The following is a 20,121-nucleotide window of genomic DNA, read 5'->3' as shown; positions in this document are numbered from 1 at the left end:
CCCACCAGCAACAAGCCGCTGGCTCCGCAAGCCGCCATGCCGATCAAGGCCGACTGCTTGGGACCGGCCACGTCCGAAGTACGTCCGGCAAAGCCACGGCTGATCAGGGTCGCCACATACTGGGTGCTGATGACCAAACCGGCCAAGACCGCGCCATAACCCAGATCGTCATGTACAAAAGGCGGCAACACCGCCAACTGCAGGCCGATCGTCAGATAGGCGAAGAAGGTAAAACTGACAATCCGCACGATGCGCAGCGTCAACTGCGCCTGGCCGACCGTCTCGGTATCGGGGCTGGACATGGATGGGATCGATGCAACGAGGCGCGACGCGCCGGGGGCGAGGCCTATTTTCGCAGACCCGAGCGCCAGCGTCGCCCCACCATATCGATCAGCAGCCACCCGACGTACAAGCCGACACCTGCGCCGACCAGATCGAAGAACACCCGGGTGCCGATGTTGTCCGGATCGTGGACTTCGGCCAGCTTGACCTTGAGCAGTTGAATGGACTGCAACTGCCCGTAATTGAAGTAAAACAGGTCGCGCAAGTCGCCGCCGGCGGCCAGCGCCACGGTCACCACGTAGGACCAGCCGAACTGGGCACCGTAGTGCCAGCCTTGCCGCTTGCCTATGGCATGGAACGCCCCGAACACCAGCATACCCACGATCATGGCGATCATGCCGGCCTGTAGGCCGCCGATGGTGCCGTAGCCCATCCACGATTGGTCGTAATGCATTGCCTTGCGCTTACCTGAAGGGAGACCGCCCATTATGCCTGGGGCGTGGCAGGCTTACGGATAGCAAAACGCATCAGGACTGAAAACTGAATACGTGGCGTCTGGCACAACTTTGCAGTCCACCCCATCACACTCCGCCAGGGCCAGGGTTCGCTAGACTTTAAAGGCCGACGGGCAGCCACAATTCGAAGACCCCCCAAGACCTGAGCATGCTGCGACCATGAGCCAGTTCATCAGCGAACATGCCGCATTGATCGTTATCGACGTGCAACCGGACTTCATGCCCGGTGGCCCACTGGCGTGCCATGAGGGCGATGCCATCGTCCCGGGCATTGCCAGCCTACTCAAGACCGGCTTGTTCCGGCATGTTGTTGCGACACAGGATTGGCACCCGCGAGGCCATGTCTCATTCGCCGCCTCGCATGCCAATCGTCAGCCGTTCGAGCGGATTCCGCTCTATGGTCACGCGCAGACGCTGTGGCCGGCCCATTGTGTCCAGGGAACGCCAGGCGCCGAACTCCATCCGGCCGTCGATTGGTCACCGGTGGATCTGGTACTGCGCAAGGGTAACGACCCGCGCGTGGATTCCTACAGCGGCTTCCGCGAAAACCATGGCCCCAGCGGTACACGACCGAGTACCGGCCTGGCCGGCTGGCTACGCGACCGGAACATTTTCGAAGTCTATGTCTGCGGCCTGGCGCGCGATGTCTGCGTGCTGTGGACGGCGCAGGATGCTGTCGACATCGGATTCAAGACTCATGTCCTGTGGGATCTGACGCGACCGGTCACACCGGAAACCGATATCGCCACGCGCGCGCGCATGGATCGGCTGGAAGTGGACGTGATGGATTCGCGTACGTTGTTCGATCTGATTCCGATCAGTGCGGTGGGTTAAAAGCTTCCGCCTCGTCCCCGCCCTCTCCCCCGGCAGAGCCTGGGAAGAGGGAGCTTGACGGAGGCGAGCCTCAATACTTCGCACTTGCGCGGACTGCTCCTCTCTCCTGGCTTCATCGGGGATAGGGTTGGGGTGAGAGGGCTCTTCCCAGCCTTCAATCCCCACCCTCACGATCGACACCCACCTCGATCTCACCTTCTTCACTCACCGCGACCCGCACCACCATCGGCCGGCAACACACCTGGCAATCCTCGATGTAGTGCTGCACATCCAACGACGTATCGATCGCCAAGTCCAACGGCTCGCCGCAGTACGGGCAATACACGGAAACCCATTCCAACGCGCCGCCGCTCATGGCGACTCCGGCAACAGCCAAGGCGATAACGGCGAAATGCGCCGCTGGTCCAACGCCATCTGCGTGATATCGTCGCGATCGTAGATATCCTGGCGAAAGCTCGGTCGACCGTCATCCCTTAAGGCCACGGTCCAATAGGCCAGCAACACCGGTACCGGACGCTTGAGCACGATCGATTGCGTCTTGACCGTATCGATCGCCTTGTCGATTGCCTCGCGATTCCATTTTTCCGGATCGTCCAACAACAACTCCGCCAGTTCGCGTGGCCGCTCCACACGGATGCAACCGGAACTGTTGGCGCGCTGCCCACGCTCGAACAGATTCTGGTGCGGCGTATCGTGCAAATAAATGGCGTACGGGTTGGGAAAACGTATAACCAGGCGTCCCAGCGAATTGCCTGGCCCCGGATCCTGTCGCAACACGACACCACGCGGGCGATCCCAGTCCACGCTGCCCACACTGACGGCGTGGCCTTCGCTATCGAGTACACGGATGCGATTCGCCGCCAGATAACCCCGGTTGCGGCGCACCTTGGGCAACATGTCTTCCTTGAAGATCGTCGGCGGCACCGTCCAGGTAGGGTTGAGCGTGAGATAGGTGATCTTCGACTTGAATACCGGTGTGCTGCGATATGGCTTGCCTACTTGCACGCGAGCGTTCCATATCGCTTCGCCGTTGCGGTAATAAGCGATCTTGTAACCGGCGATATCCACCAGCACGAATTCACCCTGCACCTCATGCAGCAGCCAGCGCGCACGCTCCAGGTTGACACGCAGTTGCTGCACCCGGGCCTCGGCCGGCACGTTCAGCGCGCGCCGTGTGGACGGGCCCAAATGGCCATCGTCTTCCAACGACTGATCCTGTTGAAAGCGTTTGACCGCGTCTTGCAGCGTCGCGTCGTAACGATCGCCTTCGTCCATGTTGCCAGTCAGATAACCGCCGATCGTCAGGCGCTCACGCAACACAGGTACGCGTGCATCCTTCATACCCAGCTTCAAGCTGGGGCCGTCGGGGATCTCAGGCCAGCCGCCTTGCTCTGCCTGTTGACGCATCGATGCCAGTGCGGCGCGCAGGCGGTTGTACAACGGATGCTGCGGCCGCGCCCTGTCGAACACGCCGGCAATATCGTTCTGCTCGACGGCAGCGCGTGCCATGTTCAAGCCTTCGATCAGGTTCAAAGGTCGCGCGTCGTAGTTCCAATGCACGTCCAGCGTGCCCGGATCGACCTTGCCGCGATACAAATGCGTCAGCGCGGTGAGATAGGCGTCGGTCGCACGCAAATCGAGCAAGGCCAGACTGTCGGGCGAAACGTCGCCGCTATCGATCGACATGCGCTGCCACTGGAGCTGGCTCAAGCCGTATTCGCTCGGATCCAACCCATCGCTGCGCAGATCCTCGAGTGCGGCAAACAATTGGTCGAGAGCTGCGGATGTCCATATCGGACGATCCATGCGCTGCTGATAGAACACGATCGATCCACGCCCCAGTCCATACGTACCGGCCTGAGCAGTACTGATGGCGACGATGCGACGATGTAGGGCCTCGCCCACCGGATCGAGCGACTGGGCGGCCGCCGGTCGCAGGCCGGCGACCAGCATCAGCCCTATCGCCATGGCCACGCTTACACCTGCCCGCAGTGGCATCCGCCTCCTCCTCTCCGTTTCCTACGGCCGAGCTCGCCCGCTCTTGCCGATTCGCGGCGTGCAAGACCCTCTGGGACTGTTAAATACATGATCCAACGAAGAATTAACAGTTCCTTGATAGGATGCAGACCTTGTTCTTCCGCCTGAAGTACCATGGTGCGATCACTACGCTACGCCGCGTTTATTGCGGCGCTTGTACCGCTGTTTTTTTGCGTTCCACGCGCCCACGCTGCCGAATCGAGCCTGCTCGACGCTTTGTCTCGCCAGGCTCCCCGCGTCGATCCGAATGTACTCGGGCTTGCCCTGAAGGCCGCCGATTGCGCGGTCGCCAGCGGCCTGCCAGCTTCCGACCGTTTGGCCGTGATCGATTATTCGCGTCCGTCCACGGAGCCGCGCCTGTGGGTGTTCGACCTGACCCGCCGCCGATTGTTGTTCAACGAACTGGTCGCGCACGGGCGCAACTCGGGCGAGAACATGGCGACGAAATTCTCCAATCGGCCCGATAGCTTCGAATCCAGTCTCGGCCTGTTCCGCACGCTCAATACGTACGACGGCAAAAACGGTTATTCGCTGCGCATGAACGGGCTGGAACCCGGCGTCAACGACCGCGCGTTCGACCGCGCGCTGGTGATCCATGGGGCCACCTACGTCAACGGCCAGATGGCCAGTCGGCAAGGCCGCCTGGGTCGTAGCGAAGGCTGTCCGGCGGTGCGCCCGGCCGTGGCGCATCGGCTGATCGATACGCTCAAGGAAGGGCAATACGTATTCTCCTACTACCCCGACCGCCGCTGGCTCGGCGGTTCGCGCTATTTGAAGTGCGATGCCACCGGCGGCCAGGTCGCGAAAGCGCCTTAACGTCGATCGGCCAATGACAGCGCGGTACCACGCGCGTTAATGGCGTACTGTTGGCTCTGGCCGGCGCTGACATCGGCATCGACTCGCACTGGCCCGGTCTGGCATGCACCGGAACTTTCCAGACCCAGCGTGTGCTGGCCACTGGGCACATGAAAGGTCGCTTGCTCGCCGATTTCCAGATCGGCGGCAAATTTATCGTCGATACTGATCCGGCTCGAACAGCCACCGCCAAACAACCCGTTGGCGCGGACGATAGTCAATGTGGCATCGCCATCGTTAGGCGATTGATAGAGAAAGATGCGGTTGGCCACCGCATCCTTGATCGCTGTATCGTGTTGCGAAGCCGTGCCGCAACCGGCCAGTACCAAGCCAAGCCCTACCAGCAGAATCGGTTTCATGCTGCTGCTCCACCAAAGCGTACAAGCGGCAAGCATCGCCGCCATGCGATCAAACCAGCGTGAACCGGCTGTCCCAATCGACCAGCGTCACGATCGCAAACCCCGCGTCGCGCCAGGTACGGCGACCGAGCTTGAGCAGTTCCTTATCCTTGCTGATCAACCACTGCGCCTGCGCGGCCAGTGCCAGCTCCATGAATTTCTGATCGTCGCCGTCCTTGCACAATGGCAGTTTGATCTCACGCCTTGCACGCTGCTCGTCGGGCAGGAGCCTGAGGCACCGGTCCAGCCGTACGGTGGCTTCGCGACGCGCTTCATCGTCGAGCGCGAATTGCGGATAGGCAATGACACGCAGCCACTCGTCGCGACAGGCGCGGTCGATCCAGCCCGTCACAGCACCACGCTCCAAAGCGCGCAACAAGGTGCCCGCATGGCGGTCGCCAAAAACAAAAGCGTCCAGGCAAACATTGGTATCGAGCACGACACGCGCGGCGACAGGAGCAGTCATCGGGGATCCGAGTAAGGCAAGCGTCCAAGTTTACGGGCTGGACGACACAACCCCTGTTCATTTTCCAGCCAGCTATCGGACGCGCAAGCGCGTAACCTTGCGCGGCTCTCATTCGTGTATTGCTCCCATGTCTGAAATGTCTCACGAACCGCACAGCCGTGCGGCGGTGCCGCTTGCTCCGTCGCTGGATCCCGCGCTTGCCGCTGCCCACATGCCGCGGCAATTCCGCCCGCTGGACCGTCGCGTGCTTTGGATCGCCCTGGCCAGCATGCTCTTGGGCATAGCCGCGGCACTGATCGCGGAACTGCTGACGGCACTCATTGGCCTGGTGACTAACCTGGCGTTCTATGGCCGCATCAGCACGGCCTTTGTCAGCCCCGCCGGACACCGCCTTGGACTATGGGTCGTCGTTATTCCGGTTGTCGGCGGCCTGATCGTCGGCGCGATGGCGCGCTGGGGTTCACGGGCGATCCGCGGTCACGGCATTCCCGAGGCGATGGAGCAGGTTCTGCTCAACGAGAGCCGTATTCCTCCGCGCATCACCTGGCTCAAACCCGTCTCCTCGGCGATAGCGATCGGCACCGGCGGTCCGTTCGGTGCCGAGGGGCCGATCATCGCCACTGGCGGCGCACTCGGCTCCCTGCTCGGACAGTGGATCCGCGTCACTGCCGACGAGCGCAAGACTCTCCTCGCTGCAGGCGCGGCCGCCGGCATGGCGGCGGTGTTCTGCGCCCCGGTTTCGGCCGTGCTGCTGGCGATCGAACTATTGTTGTTCGAACGCCGCGCCCGCTCGCTCATCCCGGTAGCTCTGGCTACGGTGGCGGCGACCGGTATGCGAATCGTCTTCGAAGGAAGCGCGCCCATGTTCCCGATGCCCGACATGGCATCGCCGGGGCTGCTGGCCTTGGCCGTCTATATTCTTCTGGGCGCCGGCATCGGTGCGATCAGCGTCGGTGTCACCAAGTTGACCTATGCCATCGAAGACGCCTTCGAGAAGCTGCCGATCCACTGGATGTGGTGGCCGGCGCTGGGCGGTATTGCGGTCGGCGCGATCGGCTATTTCGCGCCGCTGACGCTGGGCGTGGGCTATAGCAATATTGCCGGCGCTCTAGCTGGCCAGTTCGGTCTTGCCGCTATGCTCTCGCTATGTGTCTGCAAGCTGATTTCCTGGTCGATCGCGCTCGGTAGCGGCACCTCCGGCGGCACGCTGGCGCCGCTTTTCACGATCGGCGGCACGCTCGGCGGTGCGGCTGGCCTGTTGCTCGTCACTTGGGCGCCGTGGCTGCATGTCGATGCGCGTATCGCCGCGCTGGTATGCATGGCGGCAATGTTCGCCGGCGCTTCGCGCGCGTTCCTCGCCTCCGTGGTATTCGCCTTCGAAACCACCCAGCAACCGCATGGCCTATTGCCGCTGCTCGGCGGTTGCGCCGCGGCCTACCTCGTCTCCGGCTTGATGATGCATCACACCATCATGACTGAGAAAATCGCGCGGCGCGGCGTGCGTGTGCCGAGCGAATATGCCGCCGATCATCTTGACCGCATCCTCGTACGCGATGCGGGCACTCGCCCGGCGGTGACCTTGCTTGCGACGCAAACCAGCGCCGAGGTACGCGCCTGGCTGGCTACCGATACCGTCGAAGCGCGTCACCAAGGCTATCCGGTCGTCGACGATGCCAATCGTCTGATCGGTGTGCTCACCCGTCGCGATCTACTCGCACCGGGGATACCTGACGAGACACTTATTGCCAGCCTGATCCGGCGTCCGCCACAAGTCGTTTCGCCTACCCATACCTTGCGCGAAGCTGCCGACCATATGGTCGAAGCCGATATCGGCCGCCTGGTGATTGTCGACGGCAAGGACGACCGATCTGTGCTAGGCATGCTGACACGGGGCGATTTGCTGGCCGCGCACGCCAGCCGATTGCGTGAGGAACGTCACGCAGGGCGACATTTTGGCGGCGGTGCGGCCCAATCGACTTAAAACTGGTCCGAAGTTTCGCCCTGGGATGCCCGCTGGAGCGGGCACCATGCAAGAATGGGCACCCCGGATCGTTTTATTGCCTCAACGCATGCCACTCCCGAAAGACCCTTTCCGCCAATTCCAGGAGGAGCTCGCTGCGCTGGAGCGCGAAATCGCGCAACGCAGCGGGAACAAACCACCGGCTCCCGCTCCGGCACCTGTGCCCGCGCCGGAGCCTGTGGCTCCGCCTGCGCCAGTCAAACGCATGAGCAAGAAGGCTGCTGCCGCAGAACGCCTTGCCATGATCCGCGCCGAGTTCCTGGCTTTCCGCGACCGTTACGAATTGACGGTTGCCGACGTCGTGGCCTTCTTCCCGCCGGAGGAAGGCATTGCGTATCTTGAGCAACTCATCGCCGCTTCGCAGAACAAGCCTCGACGTGGGCGCAAGCCGAAGGCACTAAGCGAAACACCCGAAGAGGGTTGAGGAAAAGCTCGCTGAGCCGTCCTCACCGCCATCCCGGCGTTCGCCGGGGTGACGGTGAGGGTGTTTATGGCTGCCGACAGAATCGGACTATCCGCTAGTGACGCTGCGCCGGTGCGGTCTGCTGTCCTTGTGGCGACGGCGATTGTTCCTGTTGCTGCTTGGCCGACTGCAAAGCCTGCGGATTGCCCGCTTGCATCGATTCCCATGCCTGGCTGCTTTGCGCGATCGACATATGGGCGGCCTGCGCGGTCTGTACCTCGGCCAGTTGCTTGAATGGCGAATTCAAATCGCCCTGCACCGCAAACGTGCGCGCGGCATCGTCGCTCAGCACCGCGTGATCGACTTGCTGCAGGCCATCGCGCCGCGCCGCCACTGTCAGCGCTGCAGCCAGATTGTCGCTGCACCGATCGGGCGCTCGATGCTGTTGCGCGTCGAGCCGGTGAACCGCATCGCGCGCCTGCTGGTACAGCGCATGATCGGGATGGCCTGGATGGTCCAGATCTGGCGGCACGTGCAACAAGCGCGATGAATCCGCGTTCGGCGGTATGGCCGGCTCATACGCGTCCCCGTCGGCCGTGTGCTGCAGCCACTGCGTCGTCGGCGGGTTGGTGCTCTTGTCCTTGAACGACATCGACTGAGCATTTCCAAGGTCGATGCCTGCGCCTTCCATCGTTTCCTGCGACAAATGTAACTTGGCCAGATCTATGCTCATCTCCGGTGGTGTCACGCCCGGTTGCGGCCGATTGAAGAATTGTTCGTACTGCGCGGCGACCCCTATGGCGTACGCACCGTAATAATTGGGGTAATCGGCCGTGCCGCTTTGCCCAAGACCGCCTTTCGGCCGGGCCTTGTCGAAGAAGTTCTGCCCCATGCCGTCGAGATTGTGCGGCGAGGCCGTCATCGTCATGTCCGGGTTGACCTGAAGATTGGGCTTCAAGCTGTACGTGGGCGGCACGCGGGTACGGTCGACATCGATGAAGTCGTCCATCCGTCCAGGATGGCGTTGGTAGATCTCCTTCAGCGTGGGCGTCCCACCGCCTCGCTGCTGACTCGCCGCGCTGACCATGGCATTCCAGCCGGCAACTTCCGCACCGGCTTCATCGCGGCGGTAAGCCTGAATCAGATTGCCGATGGGCGCGGTGTAGTCGTGATCGCGCGATGACGACTTGGCAACTTCCCGCAGGCCGTCCTCAAACCTCGTATAAGCCTGTCGGGTCGCCGTGCTGTTGAAGCTGTGCTGCAGCTCATGCGCGAGTGTGAAGGTGGCTTCATTCGCGTCGTACCTCCCATAGGCCGGCCGATCGAACATGGTCGCCGGCAAGGAGATCGTACGAGTGCCGAATTCGTATTCGCCGCCAGCATGAGGGTTGGTCAGTGGCGCAATGTTTCGCACGTGACCGTCCGCCACCGAGCGATTGAATTCCGCGGTCAATACGGGCGATGCCAAAATCACGCTGCGTAGCGTGCCTGCGCGATCCGAGCCTACGCTCGGATCGTTGCCGTAGGCGTTAATGATCGCATTGGCCTGGGGCGTCAATGCCGGCGATGGACGCGCAGGCGTAGGCGCCGTCGTTGCCGGCGACGGATAAGGGGAATAAACAGCCATGGTGCGCTCCTTCGCTTACCTGATAATCACGCTCTTCACGCAAGCCCGGTTTTCGACGCCGTCTTGCGTATGCGAATGCTCCGCCTGCGACAGTACTTCAATGTGCAAATGCGGACGATCGAAATTTTCCTGCAGGATCAGGCCCTGCTTGCCGTAGCTTGGTTTGCGCGCAAACCCCATCGCCTCCAGCTCGGCGGTGAACGTGTCGTAGTCGAGCTGGCAAACCTCGGTGGCCGGTGCGTCGCTGCCCGGCAGGCTGCTGAAACCGAAGTCGATGCGAGGGCCCGTAACGCTCGAATTCTCCCGCGAGATACCCCAGCCCCACGTCTTCGACAGCCTGGCGCCATAGCCATACGTTTCGCCATCGACCGCAGTCACCTTCACACCCATGCCATGGCCAATGAACTCGGGCGTGAAATCCTCGATGCTTTTGCTCTGGCGAAGCATGTCCAGCAGCCTCTGCAAGGCTTGCTGCGCCGTAATACTCGACTGCGCGGGCTCAATCCCTTGGGTCATCACGTAAGTCTCCTTGTCGGACGTGGAAGCAGAACGGGCAACGGCCACAGCGGGCAAACCGCCCACCGTCGTCACCGTCGCCATAAAAAACACGAACGGGCCTAGCTGGGCCCGCAAATATCCCTGTGCGGACATGCCAATCTCCTTGGATCCACTGAAGGCGCCCCTGGTCCATCGCGCCATCGGCTGGGACTTTACCTTGTTCGGCCCCGGCCGGGGCAGGCGGCGGCGCGGCATATCGCCAACTCGATCACTTTCGTAAAGAATAGTGACGCCTGTTATTCAACCTGTTATAAAACGGCCTATCGGCTATTTGTATGACAAATTGATGCCGCTGTCCCACGATGGGACGCCAAAGGAAGCAAAAGCGAATGGTGAAACTCGGCGCCGTGCGTAATCTCCACCATCAGGTCATCCAGGAACTGGGGCGACTGATCGTCAGTGGCGAGCTGGCAGCGGGCAAAAGCCTACCGCGAGAAGAGATCCTCGCCGAGCGCATGAATGTCAGCCGGACCGCACTACGTGAAGCGATGAAGGTGCTCTCGGCCAAGGGTTTGATCGAATCCCGCCAGAAGACCGGCACGCGCGTGCGTGACGAAACCCATTGGAACCAGCTCGACGCCGACGTACTGGCCTGGCGCTGCGCCTCCATGCCCACCGACAGCTTTGTCGATAAGCTGGTGGAAATGCGTGAGATCATCGAACCGGCAGCGGCCGCTACCGCGGCACGGCGGCGCAGTCCAGAGCAATTGACTGCGCTCGAAGTGGCCTACGAGGCCATGGCCTCCGCCGAAGATCTCGACGCCTGGACGGTCGCCGATCTGGCCTTCCACGAATCCATGCTCAAGGCCACCAACAACGAATTGCTGACGTCGCTGTTTTCGGTCATCGAAACGGCGCTAGGTACGTATTTTGTGCTGTCGGCCCGTAACTCGGCCAACTTCAAGAATGCCTTGCCGCAGCACTTCAAGGTGTACGAGGCCATCCGCCGCAAGCAGCCCGAGGTGGCGCGGCAGGCGATGATCAAGATGGTGGCCGATTCGCGTAGCAATATTCGGCGGCAACAGTCAGGAAAGTAAGGGGCAAGAGCGCCGGCCGCCCTGGTCCGCTCCCAGGGAGACTGAGGCGGGCTTCAGTGTTTCGTGCTTGCCAGCCAGCGTCCTCTCCCACGGTTTCGCCAGGGGAGAGGACTGGGTGAGGGAAGCGGCGCCTCAGTTCCCTACGCGCTCGAATACCAGCGCTGCCGCATCCATATCGGTACGCAGCAGCACATCGATGCCGTGATTCATCCAGTAGGCTCCGCTCGCCACTTCAGGGGTGCCTGCGGCAACCTGGCCATGAATCGTTCGATACCGATACCGCGCCTTCGCATCCAGCCCTTGCAGGAACAAGGTCGGATACGCCTGCGCTTCCTGCCCTTGTCGCAAGAAAGCAAAGAGCACAGCCTGCCCGCCCTCGGTCGCCACGGATTCGGTCGCCGAGTACGGCGCGCGCTCCTGCGGCGAAAGCAAGCGATATAGCCGCCCCTGCTGCACCGTGGCGCGAATGTCTTTGTATGCCGCGATGTAATGCTTGGCCGTCGCATCCTCTTCCGGCGTCCACTCCAGAATCTTCGCGCCGATGCCCAAACCGCCCTGCATCGAAGACAGGAAGCGGAAATCCAGCGACGTCTGCCGACCATTGACCCAATTGGGCGAACCGGTCACCCAGGACATCATCACCGCCGGGGCATACGCGTAGGAGAAACCATCCTGGATCGACAGGCGATCGGACGGATCGGTGTTATCCGACGGCCACACCTCGTCGGTCAGGCCCATGATGCCCAGATCCACGCGCGCACCGCCGCCGGAACACGATTCGATCTCCACGCCGGGATGCTTCGCGCGCAAGCGCCGAAGAATGTCGTAGAGGTGCTGCACGTAGACCACGTAAACCTTCTGTTGATCTTCCGGTGCCACTTGCGGCCAGCCTGGCTCGGACCAGTTGCGGTTGTAATCCCACTTGAGGAATTGGATGTCGTTTTGGCTGAGCAGGCGATCGAGCACGTCGAAGACATACTCGCGCACATCCTCTCGCGCCAGGTTCAGTACTAGCTGATTGCGCCCTTCGCTACGCTGACGGCCATCGAAGTTGAGCACCCAATCCGGATGCTTCCGATAAAGATCGCTGTCGGGATTGACCATCTCCGGCTCGACCCAGATGCCAAAACTCATCCCCAGTCCATGTACTTTGTCGATCAGTGGCTTCAGGCCGTTCGGAAACTTCTCCCGGTTAACCGTCCAGTCGCCAAGCCCCGCATGATCGCTATTGCGGGCGCCGAACCAACCGTCGTCGATGACGAAGCGCTCCACGCCGAGCGTAGCCGCCTTCTCGGCAAGCCGCTCCTGTTCGGGCTCGGTCACCTTGAATTCGGTGGCTTCCCAGGAGTTGTACAACACCGGGCGCAACTTTGGTTTTGGCGCCTGCGGCAGAATGCGCTGGCGCTGGAAGGCATGCATCAAGCGCGACGCTTCGCCAATGCCGTTACTGGTATAGCCGCCATAGAACACCGGCGTTTGCAGCGATTCGCCCGGCTTGAGGCGGTAGGCGAAATCGAACGGGTTGTAGCCGCCCGTAATGCGCACCTGATTGAGAATATCCTGGTCGATGCGGATGCTCCACGAACCACTCCAGGCAAGCGCGCCGAACCAGACGCGGCCATGCGATTCGTTCCACTCGCCACCGCGCTCGATGGCAAACCACGGATTGTTCTCATCGCCTGTCGAGCCGCGCCGGCTCTCCAGTACCGTTGCACCCGGTGTCACAGCGCGTGTACGCAGATGCCATTCGCTGGCCCAGGTGCCCGTGAGGTAACGCAGAGAGTAATCTGCGGCCGGCGGCAGGTTCCAGCTCGCTGCCGCCGCGCTATCGATGGTCAGCACTTGTGTCGACTGGTTTTCGATGCGCGCCGAACGCCCGACGATACCCGTGTCCGGATCCACGCTGTAATGCAGATCCACGCTGACCTTGGCTGCCGCATCGCGCAGACGCACATCCAGGCCGTCGCCGGCGATCCGGTGACTGTCGTAACGCAGAATCACGTCACGATTGCCGTCGGCGAAATGCAGCTTGAGGTCCGGCGTGACGGTGATCGGGCCACCCCAGCCGGCGTATTCCTGCGGTGTATTGGCACCGGGCGGGTCGAACGACGAACGCGACTTGGGCGGCACGGCCACGGCAAGCGCATCTTCGGCGGCAAGGCGCGAACCCCAATAAAGCGTCTGTACCGCACCATCGCCGTTGATCCCGAAGGCATAGGTCACCTGCCCCGCGTCGATGCGGAACACCCGCTGCGCGGCGTCATAGCGGATCGATGCCGCCGCATGGCCTTCTGTGAAACTGCTGCCGACAAGCAGTAAGCCGGCCACCATCAACGCTCTGATTCGCTTCACCGCTACCCCTTGTTGGCTGTTCGTTCGTCGAATGCTATTAGTTAGGCGTCTTCGTCGATCACTTCGAAGACGAAACGTCGCGACAGGGTTTCCCCTGGCCTCAGCGCGGTCATCCCGTTGGCTACCGCGCCGCCCGGAAGATGTACCGCGTTGATCGGATGATCGACCGGTTCGAAACAAAAGAAATCACCGTCTTCTGGCGTATACAGCACAAAGGTATCCGCTTGCGCATGCAGGCGGAGACGCAGCCCCAACTGCGGCCAAACGATATCCGCTTCGCCGTTCCAAGGCTGGAATGCGTGATTGACGCCTTCGTCAGGCAGTAGCCGCAGATCGCGAAAATCCCATGCCTCCGGCACCTCGACCTGCCCCACCGGCATCGGCGTATGCCCGTCGTTGATCCATACCTTGCCCGCCGGTGCCCGCAGCAGCACTTCGCCGTGGCGCAGAAAAAACGGATGCAGCCCCAAGCCGAACGGCATGGTCCAGTCGCCGGTATTGGTAATGCTCAAGTCCACCCGCAATGTCGAATCGTCCAACGCATACCGCTGGCTTGCCCGATAGCTGTAACCCTCGGGCTGCGTTTCTTGCAAGGTCAACAAGGCGGCATGGGGAGCATGCTCCTCGACCTGCCAAGCTCGCTGCCAACCGCTGCCGTGGATCGGAAAGGCGTCGTCGCGACGATTGAGGGCAAGTGCGACACGGCGACCTTCCGAGACGAAACCGCCGTCCCCGATACGGTTGCTCCACGGCAGCAGCGGATAGCAGGCCAGCCAGTTGGGGTCCGGCAAGCCTGTGGGGACTGCGTCCGCAGGGGAGTACGGACGCATCAAAGCAATGGTCTCGCCACGTGCGAGCCATTCGAAGGCAGCCAAACCACCGCCGACTTCAGGCAGGATCGCAACGCTCAAGACGCTATCGGTCAAACGCAACAACGCGGTCGCTCCGGGATACCTTCACTGGGCCCCTTTCCCCATTGCCTTACGCCGAGGCAGGGCGAGGCATCCAAATTGTCTTATTTTAAGATAATAATAAGGCTGCCCGGGGCTACAAGCTGCAATGCAACAAAGGCTCGACGCGCGTCCGTGCCGTCACAGAAGGTAATCCGATCGCCATGTAAGCGCATCCGCAGCAATAGTCTTGCGAGTAGCTTTTGCTACGTGGGCTAGGCCCGGTCCGATGGCGCGAAATATCCGAACCGTCGATCATCGCAGCCGCAGGGCAGGGATATTTTCGTCCTCATGTTCGCTGGCGCACGCAAGATCGCTCGCTTCGATCCGCCCCCCTGATGTCATCAGTGCGACAGCTCTAAAACGGAACTTTTCTCAATGCGTCTCAAGCAATTTTTCATGCCGCTAGGCATCGTTGCCGCACTTGCCGCGGGTCAGGCCTGGGCGGAGCAACAATCGATCACTGTCGAAGTCCTCGCGCAAATTCCCACGCCAGGCGGCCTGCAGGTATCCCCCGTCGGCGACTGGGGCGGCAGGGTCCAGCAGATGCAGTGGGATATTGCTACGCAGGCTCCAAAGCCGATCGTCCAGCAATTGCAGGTCAAGAGTGGGCTGGGCGAAATCAAGGCTTACCTGAGCAATCCCGCCGAGATGGTCAGCGGTGGCGACTCTGTCGCACTCGACGTTGCCGTTGCAGGACAAAAGCTGGGCGTCGGCGCAAGCAACGGCGCAGTGATCGCCAATCCAACCGAAGCGGCAGCCGGTCGCAATGTCGGGCTGAATATCAGCGCTGTGGCCCCTTCAAGCGGTACGTATACGAGCGGCACGTATCAGGGCACCGTCATCATGATGTTCGAATCGGTCGCGCCCAAAGCACTCTGACCGTCACCGTGTTTCGTTTTTTCATCGTGTGACATAAGGGAGCGCAACGGTGCTCCCTTTCAGGGAGTAACATCTCATGCAAGCTCGTCGGCGCCTACTTACCGGCGCCATTCTGCTTGGACTCGGGAAATCGGCGTGTGCCGGCGCAGCCGCATTGACCTCTGCCCATCTGTTGGATCAGGCCGAGTCCATGCCGGCCGATTTTCGCGAACATTTTTTCGATGTGCCGCTGGTCGTGCGTGTCGAGCGCGATGGGCAATACCTTGGCCATGCCAAAATCGTGTTGTCTCCACGCAATACGGTGCAATTGCTGCAATTCGTCGACACCCACGAAAGCACCTCATCTGCCGACGAACGCGAACGCTGGGCGGAGTATCTCAATATGCCGCGCCCGCTGGGACGCTGCGAGCACGCTTGCGGCGACCTGGTGGCCCTGCATTACAGCCTTGAAAGCTCGGTGCTCGCGCTGGTGACTTCCGCGGCGGAGCGCGACGTACGCGCAAGGCGCTACCATTCGCTGCCTGTACAAGGCAGCTACGGTGCGATCCTCACCAATAGCATCAATCTCAATACCGACGGGTCCGCTACCGCAGGCAGCTATCTGGCCGACATGAAGGCCAGCGTCGGACAATGGACCCTGGCCGGCAATTACCAGGCTTATCGCAGCGGTGAACGGCGCGCGCCGTGGCGACAATCGTTGCAAGGCGCCTACGCCGAGCACGAACAGGCCGATCGCTTCGTGCGCCTGGGCTATTTCCTGCCCTATTTCCAAGGCGTGACGCGCCAGCCCAATGCACCTGGCTTGCCGGTGTTCACCACCGTGGGTGCGATGGTCGGTTCGTCCGATACCCTGACTGCCGACGACGGCAGCGCAAGCCTTGTGCCGCTGTATGTCACCGCCAACCGCCAGGGTAGTGTCGAGCTCTATCGCAACGGGGCATTGATCTACACGCAGCAAGTCGAGCCAGGACTGCAGGTCATCGACACGCGCCGCCTCCCCGGCGGCATCTACGAAGTAGAAGTTCGCACCATCGAAGATGGCCGTGTCACTTCTACGCGCAACGAACTGATCAACAAACCTGCTCACTGGCGCAATCTCGACAAACGCTGGCGCTATAGCGCCTATGCGGGTCAGCAGCGCAGCCTGCTCGACGAACGCAAGGATATCCGCAGCGGTGCATACAGCTTTGGCGGCATCGTCAATTACCTCGCGCATCCGCGTGCTGTCCTCGGCGCGTCGCTTACCGGCCTGGGCGGCGAACGAAATCTCGCCGGCTCGGTGGATTGGCACGCGCATGAGCGCGCCAATTTCTACGCCAATGCCTACCATTCCAACCGACACGGCAACGGCATCGATCTGCAGGCGCTCTACAGCTATCGCCAAGGCAGCCTGACCGTCAATCATGGCCGAAGTTGGCAGACCGACGATCTGCGCCAGGGCGCCCGTCCCGGTTGGGTACGTACGACAGCCGCAGCGGCTACGCATCGTTTCGACGATCGCAGCACGCTGACCGCGCGCGCCTCGCATAGCCGCGGCGCCAGCCAGGGGCTAGGTTTCGATCTGATGTTCAGCCGCCGCCAGACCTGGGCGGGCAGCCAGTTCAACTGGCGCGCCTCGGTCTTCGACCGTCCCGCCAGCTTTCATGGAAAGAATCAACGCAATCGCGGCTTCGACCTGGCCCTGACTTTCTCGCTGGGTAACGACGATCGCAATTACCAGGGCAACGTCGGCAGCCGCACCGGCGTCAATGGCCGGCGCGACCTCTATGGCAGCCTGGGTGTGCAACAACGGGTCGATACCGGCCCGATACGCTTCGTCTCTGCCGACGTCACCGCGGACCGCTATGGGTTCAGCCTGGGCGCCAATACCCAGTTCGACAGTCGCCTGCTCAGCGGCAACGCCTTTGCTCAGCGCTCTTCGTTCAACGGCAAGATCAGCGGCGGCCTGGCATTGGAGAACACGATCGCGTTTGGTGGCGGCAGCTTCGCAAGCAGCGGCAGGGCGTCTCAAGTCGATACAGGCCTGATCCTGGATATCGATTCGGATATCCCCGACCTTGCGCTACGCGCTGACGATAGCCGGGGTGCCTCGACCGCACTCAAACCCGGCCGTAATCTCATTCCGGTAACCGCTTATAAGAGCGGCATCGTCCGGATCGATTTCACTGGGCACGATATGCCCCCCGCCGCCATCTATCCATTGCATATCGATTACCACTTGAACAAGGGCGGCATCGCCCAGCGCAGTATCAAGATCACGCGCACCGTCACCGTTATCGGCCGTGTCGCCGACGAGCACGGCGCTCCTTTGCGGGGCGCGCAATTGCACAACCATGTCGGGCGCAGCGTGACCGAGGCCGATGGCTTCTTCACATTGGAAATGAGCGCCAGCCAACCGGAAGTGGAAGTGCGCCATGCCTCGATCAAGAACTGTCGCGTCAAGCTCGACGCCAGTCGTTACCCGCGCGACGGCGACACCATTCTGGCGGGGACGCTTACTTGTCCCTCGCTCCCCAGCCATGCGCTTATCGGCGCAAGGTAACGATCCGTGCCCAATGCTGCTCACCGTGTAGCGTTAGGCTCCAGTAACCCGCCTTTTTACAGATGCTCCATGCACGCAATCGGACTGCACTCGACCCCTGACGCTGCAATAAGTAGGCCCCGCCGTTCCGGCTTTTGGATGCTTCTTGCCTTAGCAACACACTTGCCATCGCCTTGTCTGGCCGCCGAGGTGCTCGTCACCGCGGAGTTTCGACCATCGGCATTGGAACCCACCGCCAATACTTTCAAGAACACAACGCCGCCAGGACGTTACTGCCAATGGATACCCGACACATGCCACCAATATGACGTCTACATGTTCGATCTTCCGATCGAAGTTACTAAGACCTACACAAAAAGCGAGAACATACGCAAGCATTGGCACACTCAGTTTCCTTCGGAACGCGAAGTCAGCGTGCAAACCGAGCAGGGACATATGGCGCGTCTGCGCGTGTCCTTTTCCGCGTATAGCGGCGAGCTCCGCCCGGGCCGCGATACCAATCCTGTATTTACCCAAAACGTGCGTGGCGGATGCGCCTATGTGCGTACCACCGCTTCCGCCAGTTGGGCTCGCTTTGGATGGTCTGTTAGAAATCCGAGCGCTCCAGCGGCCTGTCATTCGCAGGGCGATAACGGCGACGCCGGCTTTACCCAGCTATTCCAGAGCAATTGGCTCGGCCTGGGCTTGAGAATTACCTCCCCGTCTCCTCTGGGGCTGCAGAACGGCATCTATACAGGCACTCTTACCTATTCACTGGGCGGCGCAGGCAAAGATATCGACTTCGGCGACGATGTCATCGTAAGCGACGACAGCCTGACCTTCCGCTTCGAATTCACCGTTGCTCACGAACTCAAGGTCACCCGCGCCGACCACGCCGACCGAATCGTCCTGCAGCCCGACCGTGGGTGGCCGTCGTGGTTCGACCATGGCGGCTCGGCGTCACCTCTACGTGGCGAGATGACGCTGCTGCTGTCGAGTTCCGCGCCCTTCAGCCTGAGCTTGCAATGCCAGTATATGGTCGATACGCAATGCGCTCTCCGCAGCGACCGCGATGGCACCGATGTTCCGCTAAGTACCTCCGTCACTTTTCCGGGCATCCAGGCCATGGACACCAAGGCGCCCGCCATACGCTACCCACTGACCCATCACAGACGATACCCCTTCGAAAATGTCGAAGGCTACGTCGCCAACCGCCCCTCGCGCGTGCATTTCGAGGTAAGTAGCAACGCAACGCCCATCATGGCCAAACAACCAGGATCGCTGTGGCGTGGCGATGTGACACTGGTTTTCGATAGCCAGCTGTAAAGAAAACGCCACCAAGGAAAGGATGCCTCATGTACATACGGATCACTCTGACCCTCGCCCTGCTTGTTTCCTGCATTCCTGCGTTCGCCGCCTCGCCGAACATCCACGTCGGAGCGGTCTACGACTATCTCGAACCTGGCAAGCACATCCTGGTCAAGCGCATCAGCAATGGCGGCGACGCAACAGCTTATGTGCGTGTCGACGTCTCCGAGATTGTTTACGACAAGCAGGGCCAACCCCGCGAGATCCCCGTGGACAAGACCGCATTCAGCGGCAAGAACGCAGGCGACGCGGACGCCAATCACGCACATGCCCTGGCCGCCAGCCCATCGCGCCTGATCGTTCCAGCGAATGGACAACTGACCACCCGACTGGTCGCCGAGGGAAGTCGCGACATCGAGCACTATTACCGTATACGCTTCGTACCGGTCGTCAAGCCGGAAGATTTCGCGCTAAGCGAAGACGAAGTGAAGGCATATAGCGAATCGGTCAAGGCAGGCGTCAGCGTCATTACCGGCTACGGCACGATCGTTATCGCGCGGCCTAATAAGATCCGCTATGAGACGCAACTGGACGACAAATCTGAAACCTATACGGTACGCAACCAAGGCAACAGCATCGTCCTGCTCGACGATTTCCAGGATTGCCGGGGTTCCAACGACTGCACCGAACATCGCAAGATCCATATTCTCCCAGGCCATAGCCAACAGTTCGCCAAGGAGTCCGGGCACACATATCGATTTTTCCTGGTCGAAGGGACCGCCCGGCGACCGGTAAGGTTCTAGCTATCAACGGCTGGCTATAGACTTATAGCTAGCCGCTTTCCGAGAAGCTGCCGCTTCTTTGTGGCGCCTGTCGCGACTGAAGTCACTCTTACAACACTAGGCGATGCTCTTCCTACCTCTGTGGGAGCGACTTCAGGGAACCTCTAAAAACCTCTCAATCGCCCGAATATAGCGAAAGCGGATCCTATCGTTGTGGGAGCGACTTCAGTCGCGACAAGGACTTGCGATAAGGCACGATCGTCGCGACGAAAGTCGCTCCCACAGAAGAGCCAG

Annotated in this window: 19 protein-coding genes; 9 read left to right on the top strand and 10 right to left on the bottom strand. The window is 61.2% G+C overall.

Translation table 11 applies throughout. The features are described from left to right. Together VIM98_RS18275 and VIM98_RS18270 are read right to left on the bottom strand one after the other, a co-directional pair. The coding region (locus VIM98_RS18275; protein WP_331994532.1) for an MFS transporter at positions 1–302 on the bottom strand (302 nt) is incomplete at its 3' end. A 44-nt stretch (positions 303–346) separates the two neighbouring features. Beyond that, positions 347–736 (bottom strand): hypothetical protein, encoded by a 390-nt coding sequence (locus VIM98_RS18270; protein ID WP_331994531.1) that lies wholly within the window; start codon positions 734–736, stop codon positions 347–349. Positions 737–956: 220 nt separating this feature from the next. Here VIM98_RS18270 and VIM98_RS18265 point away from each other — a divergent pair, with 220 nt between their 5' ends. Further along, positions 957–1,631, top strand: coding sequence for a nicotinamidase (locus VIM98_RS18265; RefSeq protein WP_331994530.1), 675 nt, complete (start codon positions 957–959; stop codon positions 1,629–1,631). Between the two features lie 154 nt (positions 1,632–1,785). Here the strand turns inward: VIM98_RS18265 and VIM98_RS18260 are convergent, their stop codons facing one another. Then, positions 1,786–1,986: a CPXCG motif-containing cysteine-rich protein gene (locus VIM98_RS18260; RefSeq protein ID WP_331994529.1), complete on the bottom strand. Its 201-nt coding sequence runs from the start codon at positions 1,984–1,986 to the stop codon at positions 1,786–1,788. Next, positions 1,983–3,629: a L,D-transpeptidase family protein gene (locus VIM98_RS18255; RefSeq protein ID WP_331994528.1), complete on the bottom strand. Its 1,647-nt coding sequence runs from the start codon at positions 3,627–3,629 to the stop codon at positions 1,983–1,985. The genes VIM98_RS18260 and VIM98_RS18255 overlap by 4 nt, the downstream gene beginning before the upstream one ends. 153 nt (positions 3,630–3,782) lie before the next feature. Here VIM98_RS18255 and VIM98_RS18250 point away from each other — a divergent pair, with 153 nt between their 5' ends. After that, on the top strand, positions 3,783–4,484 hold the full coding sequence (locus tag VIM98_RS18250; RefSeq protein ID WP_331994527.1) for a murein L,D-transpeptidase catalytic domain family protein: 702 nt from the start codon (positions 3,783–3,785) through the stop codon (positions 4,482–4,484). On the opposite strand, the gene VIM98_RS18245 is transcribed toward VIM98_RS18250, so the two are convergent. After that, positions 4,481–4,882: a hypothetical protein gene (locus tag VIM98_RS18245; RefSeq protein ID WP_331994526.1), complete on the bottom strand. Its 402-nt coding sequence runs from the start codon at positions 4,880–4,882 to the stop codon at positions 4,481–4,483. The two genes, VIM98_RS18250 and VIM98_RS18245, sit on opposite strands and share 4 nt — an antisense overlap. A 49-nt stretch (positions 4,883–4,931) precedes the next feature. Beyond that, positions 4,932–5,387 carry a putative toxin-antitoxin system toxin component, PIN family gene (locus VIM98_RS18240; RefSeq protein WP_331994525.1) on the bottom strand — a complete coding sequence of 152 codons (456 nt, stop codon included), beginning with the start codon at positions 5,385–5,387 and terminating at the stop codon, positions 4,932–4,934. Positions 5,388–5,598: 211 nt separating this feature from the next. Here VIM98_RS18240 and VIM98_RS18235 point away from each other — a divergent pair, with 211 nt between their 5' ends. Further along, entirely contained in the window at positions 5,599–7,368 is a 1,770-nt protein-coding gene (locus tag VIM98_RS18235; protein ID WP_331994533.1) for a chloride channel protein, read from the top strand. 244 nt (positions 7,369–7,612) lie between these two features. Beyond that, complete coding sequence (locus tag VIM98_RS18230; RefSeq protein WP_331994524.1) at positions 7,613–7,831, top strand: 2-hydroxyacyl-CoA dehydratase; 219 nt, start codon at positions 7,613–7,615, stop codon at positions 7,829–7,831. A 94-nt stretch (positions 7,832–7,925) separates the two neighbouring features. Here VIM98_RS18230 and VIM98_RS18225 read toward each other — a convergent pair whose 3' ends face one another. Both VIM98_RS18225 and VIM98_RS18220 read right to left on the bottom strand, forming a co-directional pair. Continuing rightward, a complete protein-coding gene (locus VIM98_RS18225; RefSeq protein WP_331994523.1) occupies positions 7,926–9,437 on the bottom strand; it encodes an XVIPCD domain-containing protein in 1,512 nt (503 codons plus the stop codon). 15 nt (positions 9,438–9,452) lie between these two features. Further along, positions 9,453–10,088, bottom strand: a complete 636-nt coding sequence (locus VIM98_RS18220; RefSeq protein WP_331994522.1) for a hypothetical protein — start codon at positions 10,086–10,088, stop codon at positions 9,453–9,455. Positions 10,089–10,324: 236 nt separating this feature from the next. Here VIM98_RS18220 and VIM98_RS18215 point away from each other — a divergent pair, with 236 nt between their 5' ends. Continuing rightward, on the top strand, positions 10,325–11,032 hold the full coding sequence (locus tag VIM98_RS18215) for a FadR/GntR family transcriptional regulator (RefSeq protein WP_331994521.1): 708 nt from the start codon (positions 10,325–10,327) through the stop codon (positions 11,030–11,032). 132 nt (positions 11,033–11,164) lie between these two features. Here the strand turns inward: VIM98_RS18215 and VIM98_RS18210 are convergent, their stop codons facing one another. After that, a complete protein-coding gene (locus VIM98_RS18210; RefSeq protein WP_331994520.1) occupies positions 11,165–13,384 on the bottom strand; it encodes an alpha-galactosidase in 2,220 nt (739 codons plus the stop codon). A 41-nt stretch (positions 13,385–13,425) separates the two neighbouring features. Next, positions 13,426–14,295 carry an aldose 1-epimerase gene (locus VIM98_RS18205; RefSeq protein ID WP_331994519.1) on the bottom strand — a complete coding sequence of 290 codons (870 nt, stop codon included), beginning with the start codon at positions 14,293–14,295 and terminating at the stop codon, positions 13,426–13,428. A 417-nt stretch (positions 14,296–14,712) separates the two neighbouring features. On the opposite strand from VIM98_RS18205, the gene VIM98_RS18200 reads away from it, so the two are divergent. The 4 genes from VIM98_RS18200 to VIM98_RS18185 all read left to right on the top strand — a co-directional run bounded on the left by VIM98_RS18200 (position 14,713) and on the right by VIM98_RS18185 (position 19,848). Next, complete coding sequence (locus VIM98_RS18200) at positions 14,713–15,216, top strand: CS1 type fimbrial major subunit (RefSeq protein WP_331994518.1); 504 nt, start codon at positions 14,713–14,715, stop codon at positions 15,214–15,216. A 76-nt stretch (positions 15,217–15,292) separates the two neighbouring features. Next, on the top strand, positions 15,293–17,758 hold the full coding sequence (locus VIM98_RS18195) for a TcfC E-set like domain-containing protein (protein ID WP_331994517.1): 2,466 nt from the start codon (positions 15,293–15,295) through the stop codon (positions 17,756–17,758). A gap of 315 nt (positions 17,759–18,073) precedes the next feature. Then, positions 18,074–19,063 (top strand): hypothetical protein, encoded by a 990-nt coding sequence (locus tag VIM98_RS18190; RefSeq protein WP_331994516.1) that lies wholly within the window; start codon positions 18,074–18,076, stop codon positions 19,061–19,063. Positions 19,064–19,092: 29 nt separating this feature from the next. Beyond that, on the top strand, positions 19,093–19,848 hold the full coding sequence (locus VIM98_RS18185; protein ID WP_331994515.1) for a CS1 fimbrial subunit B flags: Precursor: 756 nt from the start codon (positions 19,093–19,095) through the stop codon (positions 19,846–19,848). Positions 19,849–20,121 lie beyond the last annotated feature (273 nt).

This window comes from Dyella sp. (assembly GCF_036568765.1).
Classification (GTDB): domain Bacteria; phylum Pseudomonadota; class Gammaproteobacteria; order Xanthomonadales; family Rhodanobacteraceae; genus GSA-30.
The sequence above is the reverse complement of the archived record's forward strand: the minus strand, read 5'-3'. Positions and strand labels throughout refer to the sequence as shown.

Bases quoted from the DNA above. Each gene is read 5' to 3' on its own strand.
- VIM98_RS18270 (WP_331994531.1), bottom strand. From the start codon at position 736: ATGCATTACGACCAATCGTGGATGGGCTACGGCACCATCGGCGGCCTA.
- VIM98_RS18265 (WP_331994530.1), top strand. From the start codon at position 957: ATGAGCCAGTTCATCAGCGAACATGCCGCATTGATCGTTATCGACGTG.
- VIM98_RS18260 (WP_331994529.1), bottom strand. From the start codon at position 1,986: ATGAGCGGCGGCGCGTTGGAATGGGTTTCCGTGTATTGCCCGTACTGC.
- VIM98_RS18255 (WP_331994528.1), bottom strand. From the start codon at position 3,629: ATGCCACTGCGGGCAGGTGTAAGCGTGGCCATGGCGATAGGGCTGATG.
- VIM98_RS18250 (WP_331994527.1), top strand. From the start codon at position 3,783: ATGGTGCGATCACTACGCTACGCCGCGTTTATTGCGGCGCTTGTACCG.
- VIM98_RS18245 (WP_331994526.1), bottom strand. From the start codon at position 4,882: ATGAAACCGATTCTGCTGGTAGGGCTTGGCTTGGTACTGGCCGGTTGC.
- VIM98_RS18240 (WP_331994525.1), bottom strand. From the start codon at position 5,387: ATGACTGCTCCTGTCGCCGCGCGTGTCGTGCTCGATACCAATGTTTGC.
- VIM98_RS18235 (WP_331994533.1), top strand. From the start codon at position 5,599: ATGCCGCGGCAATTCCGCCCGCTGGACCGTCGCGTGCTTTGGATCGCC.
- VIM98_RS18230 (WP_331994524.1), top strand. From the start codon at position 7,613: ATGAGCAAGAAGGCTGCTGCCGCAGAACGCCTTGCCATGATCCGCGCC.
- VIM98_RS18225 (WP_331994523.1), bottom strand. From the start codon at position 9,437: ATGGCTGTTTATTCCCCTTATCCGTCGCCGGCAACGACGGCGCCTACG.
- VIM98_RS18220 (WP_331994522.1), bottom strand. From the start codon at position 10,088: ATGTCCGCACAGGGATATTTGCGGGCCCAGCTAGGCCCGTTCGTGTTT.
- VIM98_RS18215 (WP_331994521.1), top strand. From the start codon at position 10,325: ATGGTGAAACTCGGCGCCGTGCGTAATCTCCACCATCAGGTCATCCAG.
- VIM98_RS18200 (WP_331994518.1), top strand. From the start codon at position 14,713: ATGCGTCTCAAGCAATTTTTCATGCCGCTAGGCATCGTTGCCGCACTT.
- VIM98_RS18195 (WP_331994517.1), top strand. From the start codon at position 15,293: ATGCAAGCTCGTCGGCGCCTACTTACCGGCGCCATTCTGCTTGGACTC.
- VIM98_RS18190 (WP_331994516.1), top strand. From the start codon at position 18,074: ATGTTCGATCTTCCGATCGAAGTTACTAAGACCTACACAAAAAGCGAG.
- VIM98_RS18185 (WP_331994515.1), top strand. From the start codon at position 19,093: ATGTACATACGGATCACTCTGACCCTCGCCCTGCTTGTTTCCTGCATT.